Source organism: Leisingera sp. ABM4_101 (assembly GCF_056158725.1).
On record NZ_JBSWTV010000002.1, the window covers coordinates 315,557 to 342,065 of the forward strand.

The window sequence follows — 26,509 nt, forward strand, 5'->3', positions numbered from 1 at the left end:
GTGAAAGGTTCAAACCATGCCCGTCCCCGCCCCGAACCTCTACCCCCCTTTCAACATCGTGCGGCTCAGCCATGTGGAATACGCCGTCACCGACCTCGCCGCCTCCCGCGCGTTTTACGTGGACATCCTCGGCCTGCAGGTTACGCATGAGGACTGCGAGCGCATATACCTCCGCGCGATGGAGGAACGCGGCCACCATTGCATCGTGCTTGTTCAGGCAGATACTGCCTCTGTCGGCGTCCTCGGCTTCAAACTTTATGATGAACCGGACCTGGAAAAGGCGGCGGAGTTCTTCGCCGCCAAGGACCTGCCCGTCGAATGGGTGGACCGCCCGCACATAGGCCGCACCCTGCGCACCCGCGACCCCTGGGGCATCCCGCTGGAGTTCTACGTCAAGATGGACCGGCTGGAGCCGATCCACCAGAAATACAGGCTCTATAACGGGGTAAAACCGCTCCGCATCGACCACTTCAACATGTTCAGCGCAGACGTGGATGCCTCGGTCGCCTTCTACAACGAGATGGGTTTCCGCATCACCGAATTCACCGAAGATGACGACAGCGGCAAGATCTGGGCGGCCTGGATGCACCGCAAGGGCGGCGTGCATGACGTGGCCTTCACCAACGGCCTTGGCCCGCGCCTGCACCACACTGCTTTCTGGGTGCCGAACCCCTTGAATATCATCGACCTCCTCGACCTGATGTCGACCACCGGCTATGTGGACAACATCGAACGCGGCCCCGGCCGCCACGGCATCTCCAATGCCTTCTTTCTCTATGTGCGCGACCCCGACGGCCACCGGATCGAGATCTACTGCTCCGATTACCAGACCGTCGACCCGGATCTGGAGCCGATCAAATGGTCGCTCACCGATCCCCAGCGCCAGACCCTCTGGGGCGCGCCCGCGCCGCGCAGCTGGTTCGAGGAGGGCTCCGTCTTCGAAGGCGCCACCGCGAAACCCAGCACCTTGAACGCACAGCCGATCATTGCCCCCTGAACATCAGGACCGCACCCTGGCGGAAGGAAGGTAAGAAAAATGAAATGGGATGAATTCTCCGAATGGGGCCGCCGGGTCGCGGATTGGACGCAGGACTACCACCTGACCGTCGGCGACCGCCCGGTGCGGGCCAAAACCGAACCCGGCACGGTGCTGCACGCCCTGCCTGCCACCCCGCCCGAAGACGGCGAGGGGATGGAGGCAATCTTCCGCGATTTCGAGGACATCGTGATGCCCGGCATCACCCATTGGCAGCACCCGCGCTTCTTTGCCTATTTCACCTCCAACGCCGCTGCGCCCTCGGTGCTGGCCGAGTTCCTGACCGCCGCCATCGCGCCCCAATGTATGCTGTGGCAGACCTCACCCGCCGCGACCGAGATGGAAACCCGGATGATGGACTGGCTGCGCCAGGCGCTGGACCTGCCGGAGCAGTTCCAGGGCGTGATCCAGGACTCCGCCTCCTCCGCCACCCTCGCCGCGGTGCTGACCATGCGGGAGAAAGCGCTGAACTGGCAAGGGAACCAACAGGGCCTGTTCAGCCAGAAAGCGTTGCGCATCTACTGCTCCTCCGAAGTCCACACTTCCATCGACCGCGCCATCTGGGTCGCGGGCATCGGCCAGCAGAACCTGATCCGCATCCCCATCAAGGGCGACTGGCGCGGCATGGACCCCGACGCGCTGGAGGCGGCAATTCAGGCCGACCTCGCCGCAGGCCACCAGCCCGCAGGCGTCATCCTCTGCGTCGGCGGCACCGGTGTTGGCGCCACCGATCCGGTCGACAAGGTGCTGGATGTGGCAGAAAAATACGGTCTCTACACCCATGTGGACGCCGCCTGGGCCGGCTCCGCAATGATCTGCCCGGAATACCGCCACTACTGGCCCGGCGTCGAACGCGCCGACAGCATCGTCTTCAACCCGCACAAATGGCTGGGCGTGCAGTTCGACTGCTCCGCCCATTTCCTGAAGAACCCGGCCGATCTGGTGCAAACCCTGGCGATCAGCCCGGAATACCTCAAGACCCACGGCCATGACGGCATCATCAACTATTCCGAATGGTCGGTGCCGCTGGGCCGCCGCTTCCGCGCGCTCAAGATCTGGTTCCTGATCCGCACCTATGGCCTCGAAGGGCTGCGCCAGCGCCTGCGGAACCACGTGAACTGGTCCACTCAGTTGCACGAAAAGCTAAAGTTAGAGCCTGATTTCGAGATCACCACCGCGCCGATGTGGTCGCTCTGGTCGTTCCGCTTTGCGCCCGAGGGCGCCGCGGACCTCGACGATCTGAACCTCGCATTGGTCAATGCCATCAACGCCGACGGCCGCATCTACCTGACCCAGACCCGCCTCGACGGCGCGCTGGTGATCCGCTTCCAGGCAGGCCAGTTCGAGACCACAGAGGCAGACGTGATGATGGCCTTCGACGTCATCACCGAAATCGCAAGGAGCCTGACCTGATGCGCTTTGCCACCTACACCGCCGGCGGAGAAACCTTCTATGGCGCGGTAACGGATGCCGGGATGATAGCCCTGTCGCCGCAGTTCCCGGACTGGCCCACGATGCGCGACATGATCGCGGCGGACGGCCTGCCGAAACTGGCAGAGGCCGCCAACGGCAAGCCTGTCACCCACACGGATTTCGCTTACGAGATCCCGGTCCCCAACCCGGAAAAGATCATCTGCGTTGGCGTCAATTTCCCGGACCGCAACGCGGAGTACAAGGACGGCTCCGCCCAGCCCAAGCACATGTCCCTGTTTCCCCGCTTCCCGCGCTCCTTCACCGGGGCGGAGCGCCCGCTGATCCGCCCGCCGGAAAACCACACGCTGGATTACGAGGGCGAGGTCGCCGTAGTGATTGGCAAACCGGGCCGCCGCATCAAACCGGAAGACGCCTACGATCACATTGCTGCTCTAACACTGGCAAATGAGGGCACAATCCGCGACTGGGTCCGCCACGCCAAGTTCAACGTGACCCAAGGCAAGAACTGGGACAATTCCGGCTCCATCGGACCCTGGCTGGTGCCCTTCATCAACGCCGCCCAGTTGGATGAGGCGCGCATCGTAACCCGCGTGAACGGAGAGGTCCGCCAGGATGACACTCTCAACCGGATGATGTTCCCGATCCGCGAAGAAATCGCCTATATCTCCACCTTCACGACCCTGCAGCCCGGCGACGTGATCATCACAGGCACGCCGACAGGCGCAGGCGCGCGGTTTGATCCGCCGAAATACTTGGCCCCCGGCGACGTGGTGGAGGTTGAGGTCGAGGGCATTGGCATCCTGCGCAATACCGTCGAGGATGAGGCATGACCCCGGAACAGCACCAGGACGCCGCCGAAACCCTGCTGCAAGCCGAGCAGACCGGCCAGCAATGCGGCCTGCTCTCCTTAGCCTATCCCGGCATGACGCTGGACGATGCCTATGCAGTTCAACAGGCTCTAATCAGGCAAAAACTGGCCTCCGGCCGCAAGAAGATCGGCTGGAAGATCGGCCTCACCAGCCGCGCCATGCAGCAGGCGCTGAACATCACCACCCCCGACAGCGGCGTGCTGCTGGACGACATGGCCTTTGAGGACGGCAGCACCGTCCCCGCAGGCCGCTTCATCCAGCCGCGGGTGGAGGCCGAGATTGCCTTCATCATGAAGTCCCCCCTCGCTGGCACCGATTGCACCCGCGAGGACGTGCTGGCCGCAACGGATTATGTGGCGCCCTCGCTGGAGATCCTCGACACCCGCATCCTGCGCGACGACCCCGCAACCTGCCAGGCCCGCATCATCACCGACACCATCAGCGACAACGCCGCAAATGCCGGCGTCGTGCTCGGGGCGGAGCGTCACGCCGTGGATGCTCACGATCTGCGCTGGGTGGGCGCCATCGCCGCCCGCAACGGCACGGTGGAGGAAACCGGCCTAGGCGCCGGCGTTCTGAATGATCCCGTCACCTCGGTCCTGTGGCTGGCCCGGCGGATGGCGGAATATGGACAACAGATCGAGGCCGGGGATATCGTGCTCTCGGGCTCCTTTATCCGCCCCATCGAATGCCCGCCGGGCACGCAAATCGCCGCAGATTTCGGCCCCTTCGGCTCCGTATCCATCAATTTCGCCTGACAGGAGGCCCCGCCCATGCCCGCGCCCAAGAATACCTTCAAACAGGCTCTATCACAGGGCAAACGCCAGATCGGCTGCTGGATGAGCTTTGCCGAGGCCTCGGCCGCCGAGATCATGGGCACCTGCGGCTTCGACTGGCTGGTGATCGACGGCGAGCACGCGCCCAACGGCATCCGCTCGATCCGCGACCAGCTGATGGCGCTGGCGGCTTCCCCCAGCCACCCGGTGGTGCGGGTGCCGGTGGGCGAAACCTGGATGATCAAGCAGGTGCTGGATGCGGGCGCGCAGACGGTGCTGGTGCCGATCGTCGAAAGCGCCGAACAGGCCCGCGAGCTGGTCCGCGCCTGCCACTACCCGCCCAAGGGCCTGCGCGGCGTCGGCGCCACGGCGGCCCGCGCCACCATGTTCGGAACTGTCAGCGAATATATCCAGACCGCCGATCAGGAGGTCTGCCTGCTGGTGCAGGTGGAAAACCGCGCCGGAATGGAGGCGCTCGATGAAATCCTGCAAGTCGAGGGCATCGACGGTGTCTTCATCGGCCCGGCGGATCTGTCCACCGACATGGGCCACCAGGGCAACTCGGCCCATCCGGAGGTGCGCGCGGCAATTGCCGATGCCATCACCCGCATCAAGGCGGCTGGTATCGCCCCCGGCATCCTCGGCACCACCGATGAGGCCACCCAGGCCTATGCGGACATGGGCGCGCAGTTCCTTGCGGTCGGCATCGACGTCATGGTGCTGGCCCGGAACGCCCGCGACCTGGCCGCCAAGTGGAAGGCAGACTAGGCCCGCCTCGCATCCGCAAAGGAAGCACTCCCGCGCCCGCCCGCAGCCCTGGCAAAGCCAGCGCAGCGGCAGCGGGCTTGGGCGTGGCACCGCGCCCAACGGGAGGAAGGTATTTTCAACACCTGACGACGGGCGGGAGAACCCCGCCTGCTACCGGGCGAAGCCGCTAGCTCAGCGCAGCACCATGCCCTCAGGCCAGCTGAGCGTGGTGTCCAGCTGGATGGTCCGGCTTACGCCAGCACCCAGCTCCAGATCCCAGGCCAGAATGCCGCGCTGCTTCTCCACGTTTTCCTCCGCGGGCCGCGGAGTGGCGCTCCACTCGATTTCCAGATCGTCCTGCTGCGAATAGGGCACCCGGTCCAGCACCCGCACCGCCCAGTCCTGCGCGGTCAGGTTCTCCACCGTGATCTCCACCTTCTGCACCTGCGCGTTGCTGCGCGAGATCAGCCCCTGCCCGCCTTCGCTCTGCCCCAGCACATCGCGGCTGAGCTGCAGCCCTTCGATTGGGCCAAAGCCCGCATCCATCTCCACCCCAGGCGCCAGACCGGCAAAAGGCTCCACCGTGACCAGCTTGCCATCGACAAACCGCGGCACTTCGTCCGAAGCCAGCAGCTGCTCGCCAAAGATGTTGGTGAAAGTGGCGACGCGGTAAGCAGTCTCATCCTGCGATGGCACCGCCACCGCCTGCACCTCCGCCTCCACCGTCAGGCTGTCCATTTCCAGCCGCAGCAGATCGGCGCCGGAGGCAACCGACACCGGCAGGCCGAAGCGGTGGGTGGCAGCGGCGCCCTCCAGATCTGCACCCCAGCTGCCTTGGGCTTCTTCAAGCAGGACAGGCGCTTCCACCATGGGTTCAGCCAGCGCAGACATCTCCGCCGCATCCTGCGCCATGGACTTCAGCGCCCGCGGCGGTGCGGGTTCCTCGATCCGGCGCAGCCAGGGGTACAGCGCAGACGGGCTGCCCTGCCCGCCGGGCACCGCAGTCGACAGCGTCAGAGCCACATCCTGCCAGTTCTCGCCGGTGTCCTGCACCAGCGTCACCGCGCGTTTCACGACCACCTGACCCGCATCCCCCGTGCTGAGGTGCATTTCATAAGACGGCTGCCAGCCGATATTGCCCGCGCCCGTGGTATAGTAGCTGACGCTCAAGGCACCCTCGCCCGCCTCCTCTGCCTCGATATCCACCGCGATAAACAGCCGCTCCTCATCCTCCAGCGCGATCGCAGCCAGCGCCGCCCGGGCCTCTGCCAGTTCCTCCTCCAGGACGTCCAGCTGCAGCTCGATCCGCCGCGCCTCAGCCTCAGCCGCCACCGCCGCCTGGCTGGCGCCCGCGGCCTCCTCGGCGATCATCCGGGCAATTTCACTCAGCGCTGCCGCATCCGCCTGGGCCAGCCCCTCATTGCCGCCCAGCTGCTGCAGAAAGCCGATGGAAGCCTCCGCCGCCCGCACGACGGCGCGCGCCTGTGCAGCCTCATCGCGCACCGCGGCTATCCGCGCCTCCACCGCGCGCACCTGCGCCTGCGCCGCCTCCACCCTGGGATCATCGGCATCGCGCGGCGGCACGTCATCTTCGCGCAGCAAGGTGGCAACACGGCGGGCACCGGCGATCTCGACCTGCAGCGTTTCCAGTGCGGCCGTTCTGGGCACATTCTGCAGGATCAACCGGTGGCGGCCCTGCGGCAAGGTCAGCGCAGCGCTGCGGGTGACTTCCGCCAGCCCCGGATACAGCGTCACCTCTGACACTTGGCTGCTAACGGGAATGGTCTCTGCGGAGGCGGCTGAGGCTGCCGCCAGGAAATAAGCCATCAAGGAAAATCGCATTGGCATCTCTCAATCAAAAAACAAGGCGGGCCGGAACTGCCCGCCTGATGCCAAGCCTAGCCGTCAGGACAATCCCAGGCCAGCGGGTTCAGGCCGCATGGGCAGAACACCGCTCCGGCTGCGACGGACCGAAGCGCAATTCCAGCTCATCCGTGTCGATCCCAAGATCCTCGCAGGAGGAGATCGCAGCCAGGCTGACCGCATCGCAAACCCACAGATCGCCGTTGCGCATGCGCAGGCAGATCCCCTTGCGGCGCAGGCCGCGGCAAAGACTGAACCAGTCGCCGGCCGCTGCAAAGGCCATCTCCATCTGGCGGCCCAGTTCCGCCGCGGACACGCAATTCAGCATTGGCCTGGGCGGGGGGCAGGCCGCGGCAGGCTGCCGCGGGGCAGGACTTTGCCGTGCCCGCAGCGGGCCGAACGACGGGAACAGCGGTTCTGCGGGTGTGGCGGTGCTGAAATCCAGGAGAGCGTTCATGGGCCTGTGTCCTTCTGTCTGATGCGGTTTCTTCTGCTCCTTCAAGGTAGCGAAGCCCCGCCCGCCCCGGCAGCCGTGCAAAAGAAAAGGGGCCGCCTCTTCCGAAGCAGCCCCCTCGCCAAAAGGATATAAGGCTTAGCCTTTCTTCAGAACCTCACGCCCCAGCAGCTCGGCAATCTGCACCGCGTTCAGTGCCGCGCCCTTGCGCAGGTTGTCGCTGACGCACCACAGGTTCAGGCCGTTTTCGATGGTCGAATCCTGGCGGATGCGGCTGATGAAGGTGGCAAAATCGCCCGCGCATTCCACCGGCGAGACGTAGCCGCCCGGCTCACGCTTGTCGATCACCATGATGCCCGGCGCCTCGCGCAGGATGTCGCGGGCCTCGTCCTCGTCCAGGAACTCCTCGAACTCGATGTTCACGGCCTCGGAGTGGCCGACGAAAACCGGCACGCGGACACAGGTTGCGGTGACCTTGATCGACGGGTCGACGATCTTCTTGGTCTCTACAACCATCTTCCACTCTTCCTTGGTCGAACCGTCTTCCATGAAGACGTCGATCTGCGGAATGACGTTAAAGGCGATCTGCTTCTGGAACTTGTTCGGCGGCACGTCGGTGGTGGGGTTGTAGACCGCCTTGGTCTGCTCCCACAGCTCATCCATGCCGTCTTTGCCCGCACCCGACACCGACTGATAGGTCGACACCACGACGCGCTTGATCTTCGCACGGTCATGCAGCGGCTTCAGCGCTACAACCATCTGCGCGGTGGAGCAGTTGGGGTTGGCGATGATGTTCTTGTTCTTGTAACCGTGGATCGCTTCCGGATTGCACTCCGGCACGATCAGCGGGATCTCCGGGTCATAACGGTAGAGCGAGGAGTTATCGATCACCACGCAGCCCGCGGCCGCGGCCTTGGGGGCGTAGACTTTGGTCGCCTCGGAGCCCACGGCGAACAGCGCCATATCCCAGCCGGTGAAATCAAAGGTGTCCAGGTCCTTGGTAGTGAGTGTCTTATCGCCAAAGCTGACTTCGGTGCCGAGAGAGCGGCGGCTTGCCAGCGCAGCGATCTCATCCACGGGGAACTGGCGCTCGGCCAGGATGTTCAGCATTTCGCGGCCCACGTTGCCAGTGGCGCCAACGACGACGATGCGGTAACCCATTTGTCTGTTTCTCCAGTCTTGCCCGGCCCCATGGCCGGCGCGGGAGTGATAATGGTTCCGCGGCCAAGTTTAAAGGCCTGTATCAGTCCATGCTGTCGCGGCTGAGCAGATAAATTGCGCATCCCAGTGCCAGACAGGCTAAAAAGAACGTGAAAATCCCCGTATAGGGCAAGGATGGGTCCGCTCCGGCCATTTCCGCGTGAAGGCGGCCGGTGGCGAACTGCATGATTCCCACCCCGCCGATGCCAAAGAGATTGAGAAGCGTCACCCCCCGCCCGGCCAGATGCGGCGGTACAAAGGCGCGGCCATGGGCCATGATCACCGGAAAGGAGGCGCCGAAGAAGCCGACCGCGGCCATCATCACCACCGGCATCCAGACCGGCCCGCCCGTGGCCAGCACCAGCCCGCCCAGGGCCGCACAGCCCAGAAGGTTGCCGCCCAGGATCAGCCATTTACGGGTGCCCAGCACCCGGTCCAGCGGCCCATAGGCAAACGTGCCGGCAATCATCGCCGCCCCCATCACCAAAGTTGCCAGCCCGACGGCCTGGGTGCTGAGGCCGTAAACATCACTTAAGTAGGGCCCGATCCACAGCCCCCGCAGCGCACCGGAAGGCGCATAGGCCACCAGCATCAAGGGGAAGATCGCCCACATCACCGGCATCTTCAGCAGATCAATGACCGACCCCTTGTGCTCCCCTTCCGGCTTGTCCGGGTCTGAAACAGTCAGGAATATCCCCGCCGCCACCACAGCCGACACCACCGCCAGCCCCGCCAGCGTGCCGCGCCAGCCGAACAAATCCACCGCCAGCGCGGTCGGGTAAGACGCCACCAGATTACCCGCAGACCCAACTCCCAGCATCAGCGCCGCCAGGGTGGCAAAGCGCGCCGGCGGGTACTGGCGCGCAAAGATGTAGTATGAGGCCATCAGCACCGGCGAGCAGCCAATACCGATCAGGAACATGGCAATGCTCACATGCAAAGGCGCCGTTGCAGCCGCAAACAGCACCGCCCCGCCGCCGCCGCCCAAGAGCAGCAGCAAGGCCGCCGTCCGCCGCGGCCCGGCGTGGTCCAGCGCCCAGCCCACCGGCAGTTGCATGGCCGCAAAGGACAGAAACCACATGCCCGAGGCAAAGGCGAGATCATCCGGCGCCGCACCGATATCCTGCCCCAGCACCCCCGACAGCACCGCCAGGAAGGCGCGGAAGAACTGGCTCAGCACATAGGCCAGGCACAATAAGATCAATCCAGCCTGCATTCTCCGCCCCCAAGCTCTGCACAGTTTTTCGTGACTGCCGCACAGCTTGCATGTTTGGCCCCGGCACACAATTTGTTTAAGGTCGCGGCACCGCGCCAGGGGGCAGAAACTCATGACAACAGACACTTTCTATGCCAGCCTCCCCAAGGTCCGCGACTTTGGCGCGCTCTCCGACCCGTCGGTCTTTGCGCCGCTGCCCGGCGACTGGCTGCTTTGCTGCACTGATATCGTGAATTCCACCGGGCTGGTGAAGGCAGGCCGCTACAAGACCGTGAACATGGTTGGCGCCGCAGTGATCGCCGCCATGCGCAATGCACTCGGGGGCGAGGCCTTTCCCTATGTCTTCGGCGGCGACGGTGCCTCTTTCGCGGTTCCGCCCCGCCATCGCGACACGGCGCAACGCCTGCTGGGCGCCTTGCGCATCTGGACCGAAGCCGAATACGGCATCTCCCTGCGTGCCGCAGTGCTGCCGGCCGCAGTAATCCGGGGTGAGGGGCTCGACGTGCAGGTCGCCCGCTATGCGGTGTCGGACCACGCCGATTTCGCCATGTTCAGCGGCGGCGGGCTGGCCTGGGCCGAGGTGCAGATGAAAGCGGGTGCCTTTGCAGTCGCCCCCGACCCGCAGGCAGATCCGCCCGACCTCGCAGGCCTTTCCTGCCGCTGGAGCAACACCCCCGCCCGCCACGGCATCATCCTGTCGGTGGTCGCCCAGCCCGCCCCCGGCGCCAGCCCGCAAGCCTTTGCCCGCTTCGCCGCCGAAGTGCTGGATCTGGCCGCCGAGCTGGAGGACAGCGGCCACCCGGTCCCCGAAGCAGGCCCCAAGCTGCAGTTTCCGCCTGCCGGGCTGACGCTCGAGGCCAAGGCCTCCCACGGGCGGCTGCCGGTCTTTCTGCGGCAGCTCCACCTGTTCTTTCACAGCGCCCTGGCCGGGCTGATCTTCCTCACCCGGCGCCCGGTGGGCGGCTTCGATCCGGTGCATTACCTGTCAATGCTCAGAATGCATTCCGATTTCCGCAAATTCGACGACGGCCTCAAGATGACCCTGGACTGCACGCCTGCAATCCGCGACCGCATCCGCCAGCGTCTGCAGCAAGCGGCGGACGCGGGCCTTGTCCGCTTCGGCCTGCACGAACAGGATGCAGCCATGGTCACTTGCATCGTGCCCTCCCCGGTCGAGGACGACCACATCCACTTTGTCGATGGTGCAGCAGGCGGCTATACGCAAGCAGCCGCCAATCTGGCGGCTGCATTCGGGATCAGCAAAGAAACGGCCTGACCTCAGACCGGGGCGAAGCTGCCCGCCTTCGGGTCATAACATTCCAGCCCGCCTTCGCCGATATCGGTCCACAGCCCGTGCAGGCTCAGCTCGCCCGCCTTCACTGCCGATTCGATGAACGGGAAGGTCATCAGATTCTCCAGCGAGGCAACAACCGCCTGGCGCTCGAACTGGCGCGCCTGCTCAACCGGATCCTCGATATCCTCAACACCGCTGAACTTGGGCTTCAGGATCTCCATCCAGCGCCCGACAAAGCTGGTCTTCTCTTCCAGCTGCGGAGCCTGGCCCTTGCACATGTCGATGCAGCCCTGCACGCCGCCGCACTGCGAATGGCCCAGAACGATCAGATGCGACACCTTCAGAGCGGTGACCGCATATTCCACCGCCGCCGAGGTGCCGTGGTGATCGCCATCGGGCGCAAAGGGCGGCACCAGGTTGGCGATATTGCGGTGAATAAAGAACTCGCCCTGGTCGGCGCCGAAGATCGAGGTCACATGCACCCGGCTGTCGCAGCATGAAATCACCATCGCCCGCGGCCGCTGGCCTTCGGTTGCCAGGCGGCGGTACCAGCCCTGGTTTTCCTTATAAGAGGTGGCCTTCCACCCATGATAGCGGGTCACCAGATATCCGGGCAGAGGTTTGGCAAATTCCATTGTCATGTCCTGTCAGCTTGCGTGTTGGCGGGCTTGATAGCCTGCATTGTCCGTAAATTCGAGAGATTTGAACAGAGCATGGAAACCTTTTGCAAACCTGTGGGGGGGCACATTGGCTTTCGTACCGTGGGGGTACATAGACTTTGGGTGAATGTGGTGGCCAATATACTAACAGTAATGCACTCGGAAACGGTGCGCCTGGATCCTGACAAGCTTTCCGCGCTGTATGAGCAGCTCGGCGAAGCCGGTGCTGAGGACGTGGTATGCCGTGCAATTGAAGAAATGGCAGTCCGCCTGACGCATTGCGAGCGTCTGTGGCGCCAGAACGACATGATGAATCTGCGCAAAAGCGCCCGTTCGCTGATCGCAATCGCCGATCAGGTCGGCATGACCGCGCTGGCGGCCATTGCCAATGACGTGACCGAGGCGATTGATTCTGATGACGCGCCGGCCGTGGCCGCCATCCTGTTCCGGCTGATGCGGGTGGGCGAACGCTCGCTGACTGCGGTCTGGGATCAGCAGGACATGACGATCTGACATTTGTGCAGCCCGCAGGGCTTGCAGGCCGCGCGGCGGCGGCTACTCTGGCGCATCAGAAATGATTGCAACCGGAGTTTTTTTCGATGCCGCCAGTTTTTGCCACTCCCGGCCCTGACGCCTGCCCCGTGCATGTCATCTCAAGTGATGCTTTCGACAGCTGGCTTTCAGGCCAGCCGCAGCGCGTTCAGGCCTGGGCATCGGCGCAGGGTTTCACCGGCGCTTGCGGCCAGGCCCTGACAGTACCGGATGCTGATGGCGGGATCGCAATGGCCCTGGCGGGCTACGGCAGCGCCGCCCAGCGCGCGCGCCGCCGCTTCGTGCTGGCTGAAGCGGCGCAGAAACTGCCTGCGGGCACCTACCGCATCGCCTCCGGCCTGCCGGCAAAGGACGCCGCCAGCGAGTCGCTCGGCTGGCTTCTGACCGCCTACCGCTTCGGCCGCTACAAGGACGCCACGGGCGAAACCGCCGCCCTGCAGGCACCCGAGGGCGTGGATGCCGCGGCCGTGGAATCCCTGGCCGCCGCCGAATGCCTCACCCGCGACCTGATCAACACGCCCGCCTCCGACATGGGCCCGGCAGAGCTTCAGGCCGCCGCCGAGGCTCTGGCGCAGGAGTTCGGCGCCGAATCCTCTGTGGTCCTGGGCGAGGACCTCTTGGCGCAGAACTTCCCGCTGATCCACACGGTGGGGCGCGCCTCGACCCGCGCACCGCGGCTCATCGGCCTGCGCTGGGGCGACACCGGCCCCAAGCTCACCCTGGTGGGCAAGGGCGTCTGTTTCGACACCGGCGGGCTGAACCTCAAGCCCGGAAACAGCATGGCGCTGATGAAAAAGGACATGGGCGGTGCCGCCAATGTGCTGGGCCTCGCCCGCATGATCATGGCTGCCGGGCTGAAGCTGCAGCTGCGGGTGCTGATCCCCGCGGTGGAAAATGCCGTCTCCGGTTCTGCCTTCCGCCCCGGTGACGTGCTGATGTCGCGCAAGGGGCTGACAGTTGAAAACAACAACACCGACGCCGAGGGCCGCCTGGTGCTGGCCGACGCCCTGGCCTTGGCGGCAGAGGACGCGCCGGACCTGCTGATCTCCATGGCCACCCTCACCGGCGCGGCGCGCGTTGCCGTCGGCCCGGACCTGTCGCCCTTCTACACCGATCACGAGGGCGACGCCGCGGCCCTGGCCGTCAGCGCAGCCCGCACCGCCGACCCGGTCTGGCGGATGCCCTTTCATGAGCCTTACGAGACCATGATCGAACCCGGCATCGCCGATCTGGACAACGCACCCTCGGGCGGCTTTGCCGGTTCGATCACCGCCGCCCTGTTCCTGCGCCGCTTTGCCGGCGATGCCCGCTACATGCATTTCGATATCTACGGCTGGACCCCCAGCACAGCGCCCGCCCGCCCCAAGGGCGGAGCGCTGCAGGGCGCCCGCGCGCTGTTTGCCGCGCTGCCGGACATGCTGGAGCTCTGATCTCATGGCTGACCTCCGCCGCACTCCGGTGAACGACCGTATCGCTGCCGCGCATCTGACAAACGCACCCGAAGGGCTGATCCGCCCCGAAGGCACTGCCGCCCGTATCGGCATCCCCGTCGCAGACCTCCTGCGCGCCCCAAACGGCCCCCGCGACCGCCAGCTGGTCTACGGCGAGCCGGTCACGGTCTACGAGGACCGCGACGGCTGGGCCTTTGTGCAGGCGGCCAAGGATTCCTACGTGGGCTATGTGCCCAGTGCCGCCCTGACCGCACCGTTTGAGGCCACCCATTGGGTCAGCGCCCCGGCAACCCACGCCTATTCCGCGGAGGACTTCAAATCGCCCGAGACCCATGCTCTCAGCCACGGCAGCCGGGTGCAGGTTCTTGGCGCCGGCGAACGGTTCGCGGACACCAATCTCGGCTTCATCCCCGCCCGCCACCTGTCACCCCTTGGCGCCCATGCAGCGGATCCGGTGGCAGTGGCAGAACTCTTCCTCGGCACCCCCTACCTTTGGGGCGGCAACAGCCGCTTTGGCATCGATTGCTCCGGCCTGGTGCAGGCGGCGCTCCTGGCCTGCGGCACCCCTTGCCCTGGCGACAGCGACATGCAGGAGACCGAACTGGGCGAGCCTGTCCCTGACGCAGATTACCAGCGCGGCGACCTCTTGTTCTGGAAGGGACATGTGGCACTGGTGCGGGACGCCAGAACCCTGATCCACGCCAACGCCCATGACATGGCAGTGGCCATTGAACCCATCGGCGCAGCAATTGAGCGTATCGCGGCTCAGGGCGACGGCCCGGTCACCGCGCACAAACGGCTGGCCTAGGCCCTGCCGCCTGCCGCCGGCGGCAAAAATCTTACAAAGATTTTTGACCGGAATTTTGTGAAAATTCCGGTCCCCGCCCCGTCGCAAGCCTCGCGGCTACTCCACGGAGCGGATCAGCTTGCGCTCCAGCACCCTCAGCACGGTCTTCAGATCCGCCCCGCGCTTCAGGATATGCCCGTCCATGCCGACCACCGAATACTGACCCTGCCGCTGCCGCAGCTTGGGGCGCTTTTCGATCCGGTAGAGCGGATGCTCTGCCGTGCGCCGGAAAACGGAAAAAACTGCCAGATCACGCAAGGAGGATATCCCGTAATCTCGCCACTCCCCAGCCGCGACCATGCGGCCGTACAATGTCATGATGACCGACAGTTCCCGCCGGTCAAAGGCGACTTGCTGAGGGATGGGAGATCCGGGAAAAGGCTGCACCTGATCAAAGCTCATATATAAAAGGTTGCCCCATTCCCGCGGCAAATCAAGGTTTATCCCCTTCGAATTTTCGTGTGGTGCAGGATGCGCACAGATGCAAACGCCCTGTTTTGGCGCGTTTTCACCCGGTTCAAGCCGCCGCCAGCTCTCCGCAGTGCAGCCCCAGAATCTGCTCCAGCGCCGCCCGTCCGGGGGCGGTCAGCAAGAGCCCGCGCTTGTGCCGGTGCCGCTTGACCCAGCCGCTCTCCAGCGCGTGCTCCAGGATCTGCCGCCCCATCGGCCCCGCCACATGAAGCTTGCGCTCGGTCCAGTCCAGGCAGGGCCGGGCGAAGGGCTGGCGGCCGGTCTTTTCCGGCAGCAGCACCCCAAGTTTCAGCCATTCTCCGGCGGGTTCCGCGCGAAAGGCGCCCTGTTCCTCCACCAGCATCCCGCGGTCCAGAAAGGCGCGGGTCATCGCCACCGCCAGCGGCCCGGCCAGATGGTCGTAACAGCTGCGCAGCTGCGCCAGCCCGCCTGCCTTGCGCTGCTGGGCGCGGTGCAGGCTGTCGGCCGGCGCAATCGCTGCCAGCTGTTCCAGCGCGTGCGCCACCTCAGCGCCTGCCAGCCGGTGATAGACGCAGCGGCCGCGTTTTTCCGCCACCACCAGGCCTGCATCCTGCAACAGCCGCAAATGGGCGGAGGCGGTCTGCGGCGTTACCCCCGCCGCTGCCGCCAGCTCCTTGTTGGTATAGGCGCGCCCCTCCATCAGCTCGCACAGCATCTGCGTGCGGCTGGCGTCCGCAATGGCCTGGCCCAGAATGTCGAAACGCGGTGTGATCATCCCCTTACCCTATGCGGTTTGCGCAGGGACACCCAAGCAAAACCCTTCGCCGCGCGCCGAAGTATCTTTGCGGCCCCTCATGCAAACGACCCGTGGCAGAACCAGCCCGGCGACAGCGCGCCGCCGTGGGCAAAGAACAGCCACAGCCGCGTCCCGCAATCCGTCACCACCACCCAGTAATCGCGCACCCCGCTGCGCCACTCCGGGTCCTCCAGCCACCATTCGGGCGCAATCCGCTCCGGCCCTTCCGCCTCTGCCAGCGCCCAGTCGCGGCCGCGCCAGCGGAACTGTTCCGGCACCTGCGGCACATCCGGCGCATGGACCAGCTCAGGCCGCCACATGAGCAGCGGCCGGAGCCGCGGCGGCCGCGGCCAATCTCTGGCAGCAGGCTCCGACCAGGCCGCCGCCTGCACGGTGAAAGTCTTTTCCGGGATATGGCTCTCTGCCGGGTGATAGCGGGTGATCGCCTCCAGCCCCAGCCGCGCGCCGATACGGCCGATCAGATCCTCCAGCGCCGCATCATCCTCTTGCCGGGCCTCCTGCCGCGCCCGCGCCGCGGCGCCTGCCTGCAGGTGGCCCGCCGGGGCGCGCGCGTGAATGGCCTCCGCCTGCAAGACCTCCAGCCGCAGCATGTCGATGCCGTAGCCCGCGTCGATCTGCTCCAGCTTCATCTCCAACAGCGGCCGGATGCGGGCGGGATCGCGGCTGGCACGGGCCAGGCCCAGGGTCACCGCCTCCATTTCCTGATCGCAGCGGTGCGCCTCCAGCCGCAGCACGCGGGCGCCCTTGCCGCGCGCTTCCAGCCGGGCACACAGCCGCGGCAGCATCCGGCCGATGCCCGCCAGCAGGTCCTCCATCAGCCCGATCGGCTCCGGCAGGGTCAGCCGCACCGCAAAATGGTCCGGGCTGCGCGCGGGCGAGACCGGCTCCGGCGCGCTGCCCATCGCCTGATCCAGCCGCAGCACCAGCCCCTGGCCGAAGCGGCGCGCCAGACTGGCCCGCGGCTGGCCCAGCAGATCGCCGATCCGCCGCAACCCCAGCCGGTTCAGCTGCGCCACCGTGGCGCTGTCCAGCCGCAAGGCCGCCACCGGCAAGGGCGCCAGCGCGCCATAGGCCTGCCCCGCTTCGGCAATCCGCCCCAGCTGCGGCACCGCCGCCTGCAGCTGCGGCGCCGCGCCGCCCCGGGTCCAGTGGCGCCGCTTGACACTTTGGCGCGGGCTGCGCTTCTGCGCCCGCGCCCGGGTCGCGCGCGCCTCCTGGTCGATGGCATCGCCGGACCGGTCCGGCTCCGCCTCCTCGCCGGCATAGCGCGCCAATGCCCAGGCCGCGCCCAGGGTGTCCGCCAGCCCCATCCGCACGCTCAGACCCATTCCGGCGCAGTCCTGCCCCGCCGTCTCCATCAGCGCCGCCTCGCTGCCGAACAGATGCGCGCAGCCGGTCAGATCGACGGTCAGCCCGTCCTCCCCCGCCTCCGCCACCCAGGGGCTGAACTTGCCCGCCCAGCGCCTGAGTGCGGCCAGAAACGCCGCCTCCGCCGCGCGGTTGCGCGGCCGCACCGCCAGGCCCGCGCACATCGCATGGGCATCGCGCAAGGGCTGGCCGGCCTGCAGCCCCTCAGCCGAGGCGGCCAGGTTTAACGCGGAAATAACCTGAGTGTTGGACACTTCCTCTGCAACGGCCAGCGGCCCGGCAATGCTCCCGCGCTCCGCCCGCAGAATGCGTTCGGCGCCAAGGCGCGGAAACCACAGCGATAAGATGCGGCGATGGGGCATGGGCAGGTCAGGCAGCAAGGGCCGGGATGCGGCGGTTCACAGGGGTACAACAGCAAATGTTCTTATTTTGTTCTTATTGCTTGATTCGGTCAATCCGCACCGGGGCCGCCGGATGACCTTGCGGCGGCTCAAGATACTCCTGTTCGCAGCCCTGCTGACCGGCCTCGCCCTTGGCAGCACCGCACCTGTCACCGCCCGGGACAGCACCAGCAAGCATGTGACCCAGCGGATGGCGCTGATGGCCTCGCAAAAGGCCGCAATGGACGTACTCACCGGCATGATGGCCGGGCGCAGCTATTTCGACCGGGACAAGGCTCGCGCAGCCCGGCGCCAGCTGATCAGATCCACCGGCAGCATCCGCAAGCATTTCAAGAAACACCGGATGGATCCGCGCACCCATGCCCGGCCCGTGATCTGGACCTCCTGGAAGGATTTCAAGGACCGCGCGGACGCTGCCGAAGCCGCCGCCCGGAACCTAAACGCCCGCTCGCTGCCCGCCCTGCGCCGCACCCTGCCCAGCCTGATGCAAAGCTGTCTCAGCTGTCATGAGAGCTACCGGCGGACGCCAAACAGCTTCACCACCCATTGACTGGAAAAGGCGCCCCGCCCGCAGCGCGGCCTGCAAACCGGCCGCGCCGGCCGGACCGGCCGGACCTCGTCAGGCGCCGAACCGCGCCATGAAAGTGTCAATCGCGCCGCTGATCACCCGCTCGCGCTCGGCCTCGGAAAATTCCTCGTCGATCTTGAACAGGAACCGCAGGAAGATATCCGCCTTGCACAGCTCAATGAACTGCGCGGCGGCGAGATCGGCGTCTGCGATCTTCAGCTCGCCCCGCGCTGCCGCGGCCTCGATATAGTCGCGGATCTCCCCGTGCAGCACCATCGGCCCGCTTTCATAGAACATCGGCCCCAGCTCCGGGAACCGGTCGGCCTCGGCCACAAAGATGCGGAACAGCTGCAGGCTGAAACCGCCCAGCAGCACCCCATGCACCCGCTCCGCCGCCGCCCGCAGCACATCCCGCGGCCCGCAGCTGCCGGGCACAAGGTCCAGCGATGCATCCGCCTGCTGCACACAGGCAGAGCGCACCACCTCCATGAACAAGACCCGCTTGTCGGGGAAATAGCTGTAGAGCGTCGCCTTGGAGACCCCCGCCGACTTGGCGATCTTGTCGACGCTGGCGCCTTCGAACCCGTCTGCCAGAAAGACCTCACGGGCGCCGTCCAGGACCTGGTCGAATTTCCGGCCGGTGCGCAGGACGCTGGCTTGCTGGTTCATGCGGGCTCCGTTGGCTGCGTAGGGGTCTGGGCCTAATGTAGCCTGCACCGCTCTATTGCAACAGCAGAACCCGCATCATCTTGCGCTCCCTCGCGGAACCGTTATGTTTAGAATAATTCTAAACTTAGGGGCAGCAGATGCGTTTTTTCACCCAGCGCAAGCAGTTTGCGGATTTGACCGGCCAGGAAATTCTTGCCCTCGCGATCTCCTCCGAGGAGGACGATGCGCGCATCTACCGCGGCTATGCCGAGCGGCTGCGCAGCGAGTATCCCGCCTCCGCCGCGATGTTCGACGGCATGGCGGCAGAGGAAGACGAGCACCGCGCCCAGCTGATTGCCCTGCATGAGGACCGGTTCGGCCCGGCGATCCCCCTGATCCGGCGCGAGCATGTGGCGGGCTACTATGCCCGCCGCCCCATCTGGCTGATGGAAAACCTGAGTCTCGACCGCATCCGCGACGAGGCCCGCGCGATGGAGCGCGACGCCGAGCGGTTTTACACCGCCGCCGCCGCCCGCACGCAGGATGCCGCCACCCGCAAGCTGCTGGGCGATCTGGCTGCCGCCGAGGCAGGCCACCAGGCCCGCGCCGGCGAGCTGCAGGAGGCGCATCTGGACGACGGCACCCGCGCCGATGAGGACCGCGCCGCCCACCGCCAGTTCGTGCTGACCTGGGTGCAGCCGGGGCTGGCTGGGCTGATGGACGGCTCGGTCTCCACCCTGGCGCCGATCTTTGCCACCGCCTTCGCCACCCAGGACACCTGGACCACCTTCCTGGTCGGCATGGCGGCCTCGGTCGGGGCGGGCATTTCGATGGGCTTCACGGAAGCCGCCTCCGACGACGGCGAACTGTCCGGCCGCGGCTCACCGCTGAAACGCGGGCTGGCCTCCGGCATCATGACCACGGTGGGCGGCCTCGGCCACGCCCTGCCCTACCTGATCCCGGAATTCTGGACTGCCACCACGCTGGCGCTGCTGATCGTTTTTGTGGAGCTTTGGGCCATCGCCTGGATCCAGAACAAGTTCATGGAAACCCCCTTCTGGCGCGCCACCATGCAGGTGGTTCTGGGCGGCGCCCTGGTGCTGGGTGCAGGCGCGCTGATCGGCAGCGGCTAGGAGCAATGCGTGTATGCCGTCGGAGATCCTGAATACTCCAGATTGACAATCCTTGTTGGCTCCAGTCATGTAGCCTCTCTAAACCCAAGGCAGCGACGGAAAACAAGAATGAAGCTTGAGCGTGTAACAGCAGTAAATGGTTCTTGGCAGGAACTGATGACAGATTGGGAGGCACAATGCGCCGAGTATTCGGAGAACTTGAGCGACTATGCAATCGCTTCGCTGCCCGTTTTGGCAGAGCTGGCGACAGGTGCTCAACTCAAGAATGCCGGTGTCTACGTTCTTAAAGACGGCGCGAATCACTTAGCCGCATGTCAAGCAAATGTCGCATTTTTGCCAGGATATACCGGTCAAGTTCTCCGTATCCGGCACATCACATTGTCGCCAAGTTACGATTTTTCTGACGATATCCCTCTGGATAATTACGCAGATGTTCTTGTTTCGATCTTTACCGGGTCAGTGGAGCTGGCATTGGGTGAAATGCCTGCAAAACATGCTAAATTTCACCTTCGAAGCCCTGCTGAACGCGAATTCGCAGACCGCTTCGTACAAGCCTTGGAGGGCAACAGCTCTTTCGAAAATGTTTGCCTTAAAGGCTCTTGGGTTTACCTTTCAATCACATAAATATGTGATACTACCATCGCAAATACCTTTGGGAGATTTCAGTGATGACTAACATCGAACGCAAGGCGGCGGCCATTTCCTTTGCAGTAAGGAAAGCTGTGCACTCCATGGGGCGTGACGGAATCAAGCGAAGCGAATTTTTCGGCATGAAGCAGCGCCGCAAGCAAAAAGCCAAGAAAGCTGCCTGACCAGCTCTGCATTCGATGACATCCGAAACCGCTCCACTGGGGCGGTTTTATCGTTCTGGGGTTAACACAATGCAAGACCTCGAACTCGACCACAAACAGCCTTTGCCAATTGGTCAGCTCTTGTTACCAATCCCCCATGGCCGAGATCTTCTTCCGCACCCTGCCCTTTTTCGCAATCATCGGCCTTGGCTACTGGGCCGGGCGCAGCCGGTTTTTCACCGAGGAAGCCACGGCCTATCTCACCCGCTTCGTGTTCTACTTCCCGCTGTCGGCGATGATCTTCGGCTTTGCCGCCAACCTGTCCTTTGCCGAGGTCTTCGACCCTGCGCTGATTCTTGGCTATCTGGCCGGCACAATGGCGGTCTACCTGTTGGTGACAGCCGTCGCCATGATCCGCGGGCTGGACGTGCCCACCGCCGCGGTGGAGGCGCAATGCGCAGCCATCGGCAATGTGGGCTTCCTTGGCCTGCCGATGATGGCGATCCTGTTCGGCCCCGCCTCGGTGGCGCCGATGATGGTGGTGCTCAGCGTCGATCTGGTGGTGTTTTCCTCACTTATCGTCATTCTGATCAACGCAGGCCGCGGCCAGGGGCAAGGATCAATCCTGGGCCTGGCAACCCTGAAACTGGTCGGGCTGGGTCTGTTGAAAAACCCGATGATCCTGTCCATCGTCGCTGGCCTCGCCTGGTCGGCCTCCGCTCTGCCAATACCAGGCCCCGCAAACGACTTCCTCACCATCCTCGGCGGTGCCGCCACCCCCGGCGCCCTCTTTGCCATCGGCGCCTCGCTGGCCTCCAAATCGGCAGAGCGGGTGCAGGTCGCGGGCTGGCTCAGCTTTGCCAAGCTGGTGCTGCACCCGGCCTGCGTCGCTGTCGCGGTGCTGTGGCTGATCCCGGCGGCGCCGTTTTCTGCCGCTGTCGCCATCGCTGCCGCCTCCCTGCCGGTGGCAGGCAATGTCTACATGCTGGCGCAGCATTACGGCGTGGCCCCGCACCGGGCCTCCGCCGCCATTTTCATCTCCACCGTGGTGTCAATCGTCACCGTTCCGGCGGTGATCGCCTGGGTCTCTTGACCTGCGGCCCTACAGCCGGATCACGTAATCCTTGCGGGTGGTCTCGATCACCTCCCAGGTGCCGCTGAAGCCAGGCCGCAGGATGAAGCTGTCGCCCGCCGCCAGCGGATAGACGGTGCCGTCGTCGCTGGTAATCACCGACCGCCCCTCCAGGATCCGGCAGTATTCCCACTCGTCATAGGAAATCCGCCACTTGCCCGGCGTCGCCTGCCAGATCCCGCAATACAGCCCGCCCCGCTCCTCCGCGTTCCAGGTGGTGAAGACCGGATCGCCTGCCAGCACCTTCTCCGGTGCCGGGCGCTGCACCTCCGCCTCCACAGCCTCCTGTGTCAGTCTCAGAAAATCGCTCATGGCCCCTTGCCTCCCGTTTGCCTTGGCGGCGGACTGTCCCGGTTTTCACTGCCGCTGTCCAGCACGCACCTGCGCAAATGCGGCAGCCCCAGCGCGGCCAAAGCCCCCGATGTTTGCGATTTCGCAATCCTTCTGCCGCAAAAACCGGCATTGCTGCCGCCCATCCGCTGGACCCTGAGGCCTTCAGCAGGTAGCGGTAGGGCTAACAGATTTTGAGGAGCCTCACCCATGGAAACCGTTTCCGAGAACCGCGCCTTTGGCGGCACCCAGGGCGTCTACAAACACGCCAGCACCGCCACCGGCGGCGACATGACCTTTGGCCTGTTCCTGCCGGAAGAGGCGCGTGACGGCCCGGTTCCGGTTCTGTGGTATCTCTCGGGCCTCACCTGCACCCATGAAAACGCCATGACCAAGGCGGGCGCCCAGGCCTGGTGCGCCGAGCAGGGCATCGCCATCGTCTTCCCCGACACCAGCCCCCGCGGCGAAGGCGTGGCCGATGATGACGCCTATGACTTGGGCCAGGGCGCCGGTTTCTACGTCAATGCCACCCAGGCCCCCTGGGCGCCGCATTTCCGCATGTGGGACTACGTGGCCGAAGAACTGCCCGCACTGCTGGGTGAGAAATTTGCCATCGACCTGGACCGCCAGGCGATCACCGGCCATTCCATGGGCGGCCACGGCGCGCTGACCCTGGCGATGAACCTGCCGGGCCGCTACAAATCGGTTTCTGCCTTCGCGCCGATCTCCAACCCCACTGAATTGGACTGGGGCCGCAAACAGCTGAGCGCCTATCTGGGCGAGGATGAGGCGGCATGGGCCAAGCATGACGCCACCCTGCTGATGCGCGAGAAAAGCTTCGACGGCCCGATCCTGATCGACACCGGCACCAGCGATCCGTTCATCGACCTGCTGAAGCCCGAGGCCCTGGCCCACGCGGTCGCCGAACGCCGCCAGCAGGCCACCCTGCGGATGCAGCCGGGCTATGACCACAGCTACTTCTTCGTGTCGACCTTCATGGAGGAGCATATCTCCTTCCACGCCGACGCGCTGTACCAGAACTAACAACGACAAAGGACGCGGCCATGAGTGACGAATTTGATTATGACCTGATCATCATCGGTTCCGGCCCCTCGGGCCGCGCCGCTGCCATCCAGGCAGGCAAGCTGCATCGCCGGGTGCTGGTGATCGACCGCAAGGACCGGCTCGGCGGGGTCTCGGTGCACACCGGCACCATCCCGTCGAAGACCCTGCGCGAGACCGTGCTGAACCTCTCCGGCTGGCGCGAGCGCTCGTTCTATGGGCGCTCCTACCGGGTGAAAGACCAGATTGAGGCCAACGACCTCAAGGCCCGCCTGCACATGACCCTCGATTACGAGGTCGACGTGCTGGAGCACCAGTTCAACCGCAACCACGTGGACACGCTCTTGGGCCTGGCCAAATTCATCGGCCCGAATGAGGTCGAGGTCGCAACCGAGGCCGGCGAGACCACCCGCCTGACAGCAGAGAAATTTCTGATCTCCACCGGCACCAAGACCTACCGCCCGGACTACGTGCCCTTCAACGGCACCACCGTGGTCGACGGCGACGAGTTCCTGGAAATGGCGGAGATCCCGCGCTCGCTGGTGGTGATTGGCGCCGGCGTCATCGGGGTGGAATATGCCACCATGTTCTCCGCCCTCGACGTGCGCGTCACCCTGATCGAGCCGCGCGAAACCTTCCTCGACTTCATCGACAAGACCCTGATCCAGGAGTTCACCCACCAGATCCGTGAAAACGGCGTTGACCTGCGGCTCGGCTCCGCGGTCGAAAGCATCGAAGACGCGGGCGAGCATATCGAAGTCACGCTCGACAACGGCCGCCACGTGCGCGCCGAAATGCTGCTGTTTGCGGCCGGCCGGATGGGTGCCACCTCTGCCCTGAACCTCGAGGCCACCGGCCTCCAGACCGACCACCGCGGCCGCCTCAGCGTCGACCGCAAGACCTACCAGACCGCGGTGCCGCATATCTATGCCGCGGGCGATGTGATCGGCCACCCGTCGCTCGCCTCCACCTCGCTGCAGCAGGGCCGCGTCGCCGCCTGCCACGCGCTGGAAACCCCGACCCTGCCGGAAAGCCCCTGGTACCCCTATGGCATCTACTCGGTGCCGGAAATGTCCACTTGCGGCATGTCCGAGGAGGAGCTGAAAGAGCGCGGCATCCCTTATGAGGTCGGCGTCGCCCGCTTCCGCGAAACCTCCCGCGGCCACATCATGGGGCTGGAGCACGGCATGCTCAAGATGCTGTTCTCGCTCAAAACCCGCCGGGTGCTGGGCGTGCAGATCGTCGGGGAAGGCGCGACCGAACTCATTCACATTGCCCAGGCGGTGCTGAACCTCAAGGGCACGGTGGACTACTTCGTGCAGAACACCTTCAACTACCCGACCCTGGCGGAGGCTTATAAGATCGCCGGCCTTGACGCCTTCAACCGGATGCCGATCCCGGAGGAGTTCAAGGTGAAGAAACCCGCCCGCAAGGCCAAGGCCAAACCCGCCCCCAAGGCGGAGGAAGCCCCCGCGGCAGACAAGAAGGCGGCGGAGTGACCGCCCTCTACATCGACGCCGACGCCTGCCCGGTCAAGCAGGAGGCCGAGCGGGTCGCCACCCGCCACGGGCTGCGCATGTTCGTGGTCTCCAACGGCGGCCTGCGCCCCTCGCAGAACCCGCTGGTGGAAACCGTGATCGTGGCCGAGGGCGCCGATGTGGCGGACATGTGGATCGCAGACCGCTGCGGCCCGGGCGATGTGGTGGTGACGGGCGACATCCCGCTGGCCGCCAAATGCATCGAGGCCGGCGCCCGCGTCCTGCGCCATAACGGCGAGCGTTTCACCCAAGCCAACATCGGCCAGCAGCTGGCAATGCGCGACCTGATGGCCGACCTGCGCGCCGCCAACCCGCTGGGCATGCAGGGTGGCGGCAAGGGGTTCACCAAGGCCGACCGTTCGCGGTTTCTGGATGCGCTAGAGCGCGAGCTCAGAGTGGCAAAATCAATCCAAGACTGAAGCAGCGGGCCAAGGGATTGTGTTTCAAACCACTATATCCAAGGGATGGAAGGCACACGACTTCACTCTTTACACAAACAAATGAGTGTATATAAATACAACCTAAGTGTGAGGATCGTTTAGATATGGCTATTGTAAAAATTTCAGACCCAAACGGAACAAAACGAGACTTTTTTGAAGGCAATTGGTTTACTGGGCAAATAACCTCCTACAGCCATTCACAATTAGTCATAACAGATACGGACGGGAACGAGTTTTCGCTCTACGGAGACCTGTCCAGCTTAGACACAAGCGAATGGCAGCTAACAAGAATCACTCTTTCCCAGGAAAACTCGTTCAGCGCAGATCTGTCTCAACTGGACATTTCATACAATGACTACGAGTTGAACAATGTATTCGATGTGATTTTCAACTCGCACGATCAAATCACCTCAAATTCCCCTGCCTCCTTCCAATGGAATTTGAACAAGGGGAATGATACAATCAACACCGGGCCCGGGAATGATACAGTTAACGGCGATCAAGGTCTAGACACCTTAATTATTGACGACACCATAAAGAAATCAAAGTTTTTTCTAAACATTGACACTCCCACAATAATATCTGCAGACGGAACTGACGAGCTCAACTCGATTGAAATAATCGAGTTTGATGATCGGCGTGCGGCTCTGGCAACGGGAAGCTTTGGGGACAATTTCCTTGTAGGAAATCAAAGAGCGAATATCACACGTCACGATATAATGCTTGGTGGTGACGGAGAAGATCGCATAATAGGGAAATCAGGACGAGATACTATACGCGGGGAGCACGGGCACGACACCTTAAAAGGTGGACATGGTAGTGACAAACTGTATGGCGGCCTCGACGATGATAAGATTTTTGGTGGCAGCGGAAATGACAAAATTTTTGGACAAAAGGGAGACGACGTATTAACAGGAGGAAAACAATCCGACTTGTTTGTATTCAAAAAGGGGGATGGGAACGACACAATTAAAGACTTCTCATCAGGAGCAGATAAAATAGCAATTGGAAAGGGCGCAAAGTCCATCTCTGACCTGGAATTCAATCAGAGCGGAAGCGACGTCCTCATATCCTTTTCGAACGTCACAATCCTGCTAGAGGACAACTCAATTTCGGAGTTGCAAAGCTCAGACAATTTCTTGTTCTAACTAACGAGCTTGCTGCACACCTAATTTCAAACTTAATTGATCGTCGCAAATCGACATAATCCATAGCGCTTATCAAGAGCGGAATGGCGTGCAGCCTCCCTTAGCGAAGCGTGGTGACTATGGCCAACGCTTGAACTCCTATTCCAGAAGCATTCCGCATACGTCGCGTACCGCTCTACCGTTTTCTGCAACCCAGCCCTTTCCCAAGAATTCTGCCCGGAAAAATTGCCTTTTTCCGGCACCGCCCATTGCCCGGCCAGATCAAATCCGCCACTGATCAAGGGCAGGAGACGGGAGGGCAAC

28 protein-coding genes are annotated in these 26,509 nt (G+C 64.1%); 18 read left to right on the plus strand and 10 right to left on the minus strand.

What is annotated here, in order from left to right; genetic code table 11:
- Positions 1–16 precede the first annotated feature (16 nt).
- Genes hpaD through ACXAEK_RS02625 form a run of 5 tightly spaced genes read left to right on the plus strand, consistent with a single transcriptional unit; the run spans position 17 to position 4,883 of the window.
- A complete protein-coding gene (gene hpaD / locus ACXAEK_RS02605; RefSeq protein ID WP_475039740.1) occupies positions 17–997 on the plus strand; it encodes a 3,4-dihydroxyphenylacetate 2,3-dioxygenase in 981 nt (326 codons plus the stop codon).
- Between the two features lie 39 nt (positions 998–1,036).
- Entirely contained in the window at positions 1,037–2,449 is a 1,413-nt protein-coding gene (locus ACXAEK_RS02610; RefSeq protein ID WP_475039742.1) for a pyridoxal phosphate-dependent decarboxylase family protein, read from the plus strand.
- Entirely contained in the window at positions 2,449–3,300 is an 852-nt protein-coding gene (locus ACXAEK_RS02615) for a fumarylacetoacetate hydrolase family protein (RefSeq protein ID WP_475039743.1), read from the plus strand. Before ACXAEK_RS02610 ends, ACXAEK_RS02615 begins: the two co-directional genes overlap by 1 nt.
- Positions 3,297–4,097, plus strand: coding sequence for a 2-oxo-hept-4-ene-1,7-dioate hydratase (gene hpaH, locus ACXAEK_RS02620; RefSeq protein WP_475039745.1), 801 nt, complete (start codon positions 3,297–3,299; stop codon positions 4,095–4,097). The genes ACXAEK_RS02615 and hpaH overlap by 4 nt, the downstream gene beginning before the upstream one ends.
- Positions 4,098–4,112: 15 nt before the next feature.
- A complete protein-coding gene (locus ACXAEK_RS02625) occupies positions 4,113–4,883 on the plus strand; it encodes an aldolase/citrate lyase family protein (RefSeq protein ID WP_475039747.1) in 771 nt (256 codons plus the stop codon).
- Between the two features lie 171 nt (positions 4,884–5,054).
- Here ACXAEK_RS02625 and ACXAEK_RS02630 read toward each other — a convergent pair whose 3' ends face one another.
- The 4 genes from ACXAEK_RS02630 to ACXAEK_RS02645 form a co-directional block, all read right to left on the minus strand.
- Positions 5,055–6,704: a DUF4139 domain-containing protein gene (locus ACXAEK_RS02630; protein WP_475039749.1), complete on the minus strand. Its 1,650-nt coding sequence runs from the start codon at positions 6,702–6,704 to the stop codon at positions 5,055–5,057.
- An 88-nt stretch (positions 6,705–6,792) separates the two neighbouring features.
- A complete protein-coding gene (locus tag ACXAEK_RS02635) occupies positions 6,793–7,182 on the minus strand; it encodes a hypothetical protein (protein ID WP_475039751.1) in 390 nt (129 codons plus the stop codon).
- Positions 7,183–7,317: 135 nt separating this feature from the next.
- Positions 7,318–8,340 carry an aspartate-semialdehyde dehydrogenase gene (locus ACXAEK_RS02640; protein ID WP_039185381.1) on the minus strand — a complete coding sequence of 341 codons (1,023 nt, stop codon included), beginning with the start codon at positions 8,338–8,340 and terminating at the stop codon, positions 7,318–7,320.
- A gap of 82 nt (positions 8,341–8,422) precedes the next feature.
- Entirely contained in the window at positions 8,423–9,595 is a 1,173-nt protein-coding gene (locus ACXAEK_RS02645) for an MFS transporter (protein WP_475039753.1), read from the minus strand.
- A gap of 112 nt (positions 9,596–9,707) precedes the next feature.
- Here ACXAEK_RS02645 and ACXAEK_RS02650 point away from each other — a divergent pair, with 112 nt between their 5' ends.
- Entirely contained in the window at positions 9,708–10,871 is a 1,164-nt protein-coding gene (locus tag ACXAEK_RS02650) for a DUF3095 domain-containing protein (RefSeq protein WP_475039754.1), read from the plus strand.
- 2 nt (positions 10,872–10,873) lie between these two features.
- Here the strand turns inward: ACXAEK_RS02650 and ACXAEK_RS02655 are convergent, their stop codons facing one another.
- A complete protein-coding gene (locus ACXAEK_RS02655) occupies positions 10,874–11,524 on the minus strand; it encodes a carbonic anhydrase (protein ID WP_475045165.1) in 651 nt (216 codons plus the stop codon).
- Between the two features lie 177 nt (positions 11,525–11,701).
- Between ACXAEK_RS02655 and ACXAEK_RS02660 the strand changes: the two genes are divergently transcribed.
- The 3 genes from ACXAEK_RS02660 (at position 11,702) to ACXAEK_RS02670 (ending at position 14,359) form a co-directional block, all read left to right on the plus strand.
- The gene (locus tag ACXAEK_RS02660) at positions 11,702–12,061 is read left to right on the plus strand and encodes a hypothetical protein (RefSeq protein WP_475045166.1); all 360 of its coding nucleotides are present in this window, start codon (positions 11,702–11,704) and stop codon (positions 12,059–12,061) included.
- 86 nt (positions 12,062–12,147) lie between these two features.
- Positions 12,148–13,530 carry a leucyl aminopeptidase family protein gene (locus ACXAEK_RS02665; protein ID WP_475039756.1) on the plus strand — a complete coding sequence of 461 codons (1,383 nt, stop codon included), beginning with the start codon at positions 12,148–12,150 and terminating at the stop codon, positions 13,528–13,530.
- 4 nt (positions 13,531–13,534) lie between these two features.
- Positions 13,535–14,359, plus strand: coding sequence for a C40 family peptidase (locus tag ACXAEK_RS02670; protein WP_475039757.1), 825 nt, complete (start codon positions 13,535–13,537; stop codon positions 14,357–14,359).
- A gap of 96 nt (positions 14,360–14,455) precedes the next feature.
- Here ACXAEK_RS02670 and ACXAEK_RS02675 read toward each other — a convergent pair whose 3' ends face one another.
- From ACXAEK_RS02675 to ACXAEK_RS02685, 3 genes are all read right to left on the minus strand, one after another.
- Complete coding sequence (locus tag ACXAEK_RS02675) at positions 14,456–14,800, minus strand: DUF2794 domain-containing protein (RefSeq protein ID WP_039185371.1); 345 nt, start codon at positions 14,798–14,800, stop codon at positions 14,456–14,458.
- A gap of 115 nt (positions 14,801–14,915) precedes the next feature.
- Entirely contained in the window at positions 14,916–15,605 is a 690-nt protein-coding gene (locus ACXAEK_RS02680) for an ArsR/SmtB family transcription factor (protein WP_475039759.1), read from the minus strand.
- A 77-nt stretch (positions 15,606–15,682) separates the two neighbouring features.
- Positions 15,683–17,377 (minus strand): Y-family DNA polymerase, encoded by a 1,695-nt coding sequence (locus ACXAEK_RS02685; protein ID WP_475039760.1) that lies wholly within the window; start codon positions 17,375–17,377, stop codon positions 15,683–15,685.
- A gap of 112 nt (positions 17,378–17,489) precedes the next feature.
- Here ACXAEK_RS02685 and ACXAEK_RS02690 point away from each other — a divergent pair, with 112 nt between their 5' ends.
- Positions 17,490–17,966 (plus strand): c-type cytochrome, encoded by a 477-nt coding sequence (locus tag ACXAEK_RS02690; protein ID WP_475039761.1) that lies wholly within the window; start codon positions 17,490–17,492, stop codon positions 17,964–17,966.
- Positions 17,967–18,035: 69 nt separating this feature from the next.
- Here the strand turns inward: ACXAEK_RS02690 and ACXAEK_RS02695 are convergent, their stop codons facing one another.
- Complete coding sequence (locus ACXAEK_RS02695; RefSeq protein ID WP_475039763.1) at positions 18,036–18,653, minus strand: TetR/AcrR family transcriptional regulator; 618 nt, start codon at positions 18,651–18,653, stop codon at positions 18,036–18,038.
- 137 nt (positions 18,654–18,790) lie between these two features.
- On the opposite strand from ACXAEK_RS02695, the gene mbfA reads away from it, so the two are divergent.
- From mbfA to ACXAEK_RS02715, 4 genes are all read left to right on the plus strand, one after another.
- Entirely contained in the window at positions 18,791–19,765 is a 975-nt protein-coding gene (gene mbfA, locus ACXAEK_RS02700) for an iron exporter MbfA (RefSeq protein WP_475039764.1), read from the plus strand.
- Positions 19,766–19,873: 108 nt separating this feature from the next.
- Complete coding sequence (locus ACXAEK_RS02705; protein ID WP_475039765.1) at positions 19,874–20,389, plus strand: hypothetical protein; 516 nt, start codon at positions 19,874–19,876, stop codon at positions 20,387–20,389.
- 44 nt (positions 20,390–20,433) lie between these two features.
- Entirely contained in the window at positions 20,434–20,577 is a 144-nt protein-coding gene (locus ACXAEK_RS02710; protein WP_475039766.1) for a hypothetical protein, read from the plus strand.
- A gap of 136 nt (positions 20,578–20,713) precedes the next feature.
- A complete protein-coding gene (locus ACXAEK_RS02715) occupies positions 20,714–21,649 on the plus strand; it encodes an AEC family transporter (protein ID WP_475039768.1) in 936 nt (311 codons plus the stop codon).
- A gap of 9 nt (positions 21,650–21,658) precedes the next feature.
- On the opposite strand, the gene ACXAEK_RS02720 is transcribed toward ACXAEK_RS02715, so the two are convergent.
- Positions 21,659–22,000, minus strand: coding sequence for a cupin domain-containing protein (locus ACXAEK_RS02720; RefSeq protein ID WP_475039770.1), 342 nt, complete (start codon positions 21,998–22,000; stop codon positions 21,659–21,661).
- Positions 22,001–22,228: 228 nt separating this feature from the next.
- Here ACXAEK_RS02720 and fghA point away from each other — a divergent pair, with 228 nt between their 5' ends.
- The 4 genes from fghA (at position 22,229) to ACXAEK_RS02740 (ending at position 26,206) form a co-directional block, all read left to right on the plus strand.
- Positions 22,229–23,062: an S-formylglutathione hydrolase gene (fghA, locus tag ACXAEK_RS02725; RefSeq protein ID WP_475039771.1), complete on the plus strand. Its 834-nt coding sequence runs from the start codon at positions 22,229–22,231 to the stop codon at positions 23,060–23,062.
- Positions 23,063–23,082: 20 nt separating this feature from the next.
- The gene (sthA, locus tag ACXAEK_RS02730) at positions 23,083–24,579 is read left to right on the plus strand and encodes a Si-specific NAD(P)(+) transhydrogenase (RefSeq protein WP_475039773.1); all 1,497 of its coding nucleotides are present in this window, start codon (positions 23,083–23,085) and stop codon (positions 24,577–24,579) included.
- Entirely contained in the window at positions 24,576–25,037 is a 462-nt protein-coding gene (locus tag ACXAEK_RS02735; RefSeq protein WP_475039774.1) for a YaiI/YqxD family protein, read from the plus strand. Before sthA ends, ACXAEK_RS02735 begins: the two co-directional genes overlap by 4 nt.
- A gap of 125 nt (positions 25,038–25,162) precedes the next feature.
- Positions 25,163–26,206: a calcium-binding protein gene (locus tag ACXAEK_RS02740; RefSeq protein ID WP_475039775.1), complete on the plus strand. Its 1,044-nt coding sequence runs from the start codon at positions 25,163–25,165 to the stop codon at positions 26,204–26,206.
- Positions 26,207–26,509 lie beyond the last annotated feature (303 nt).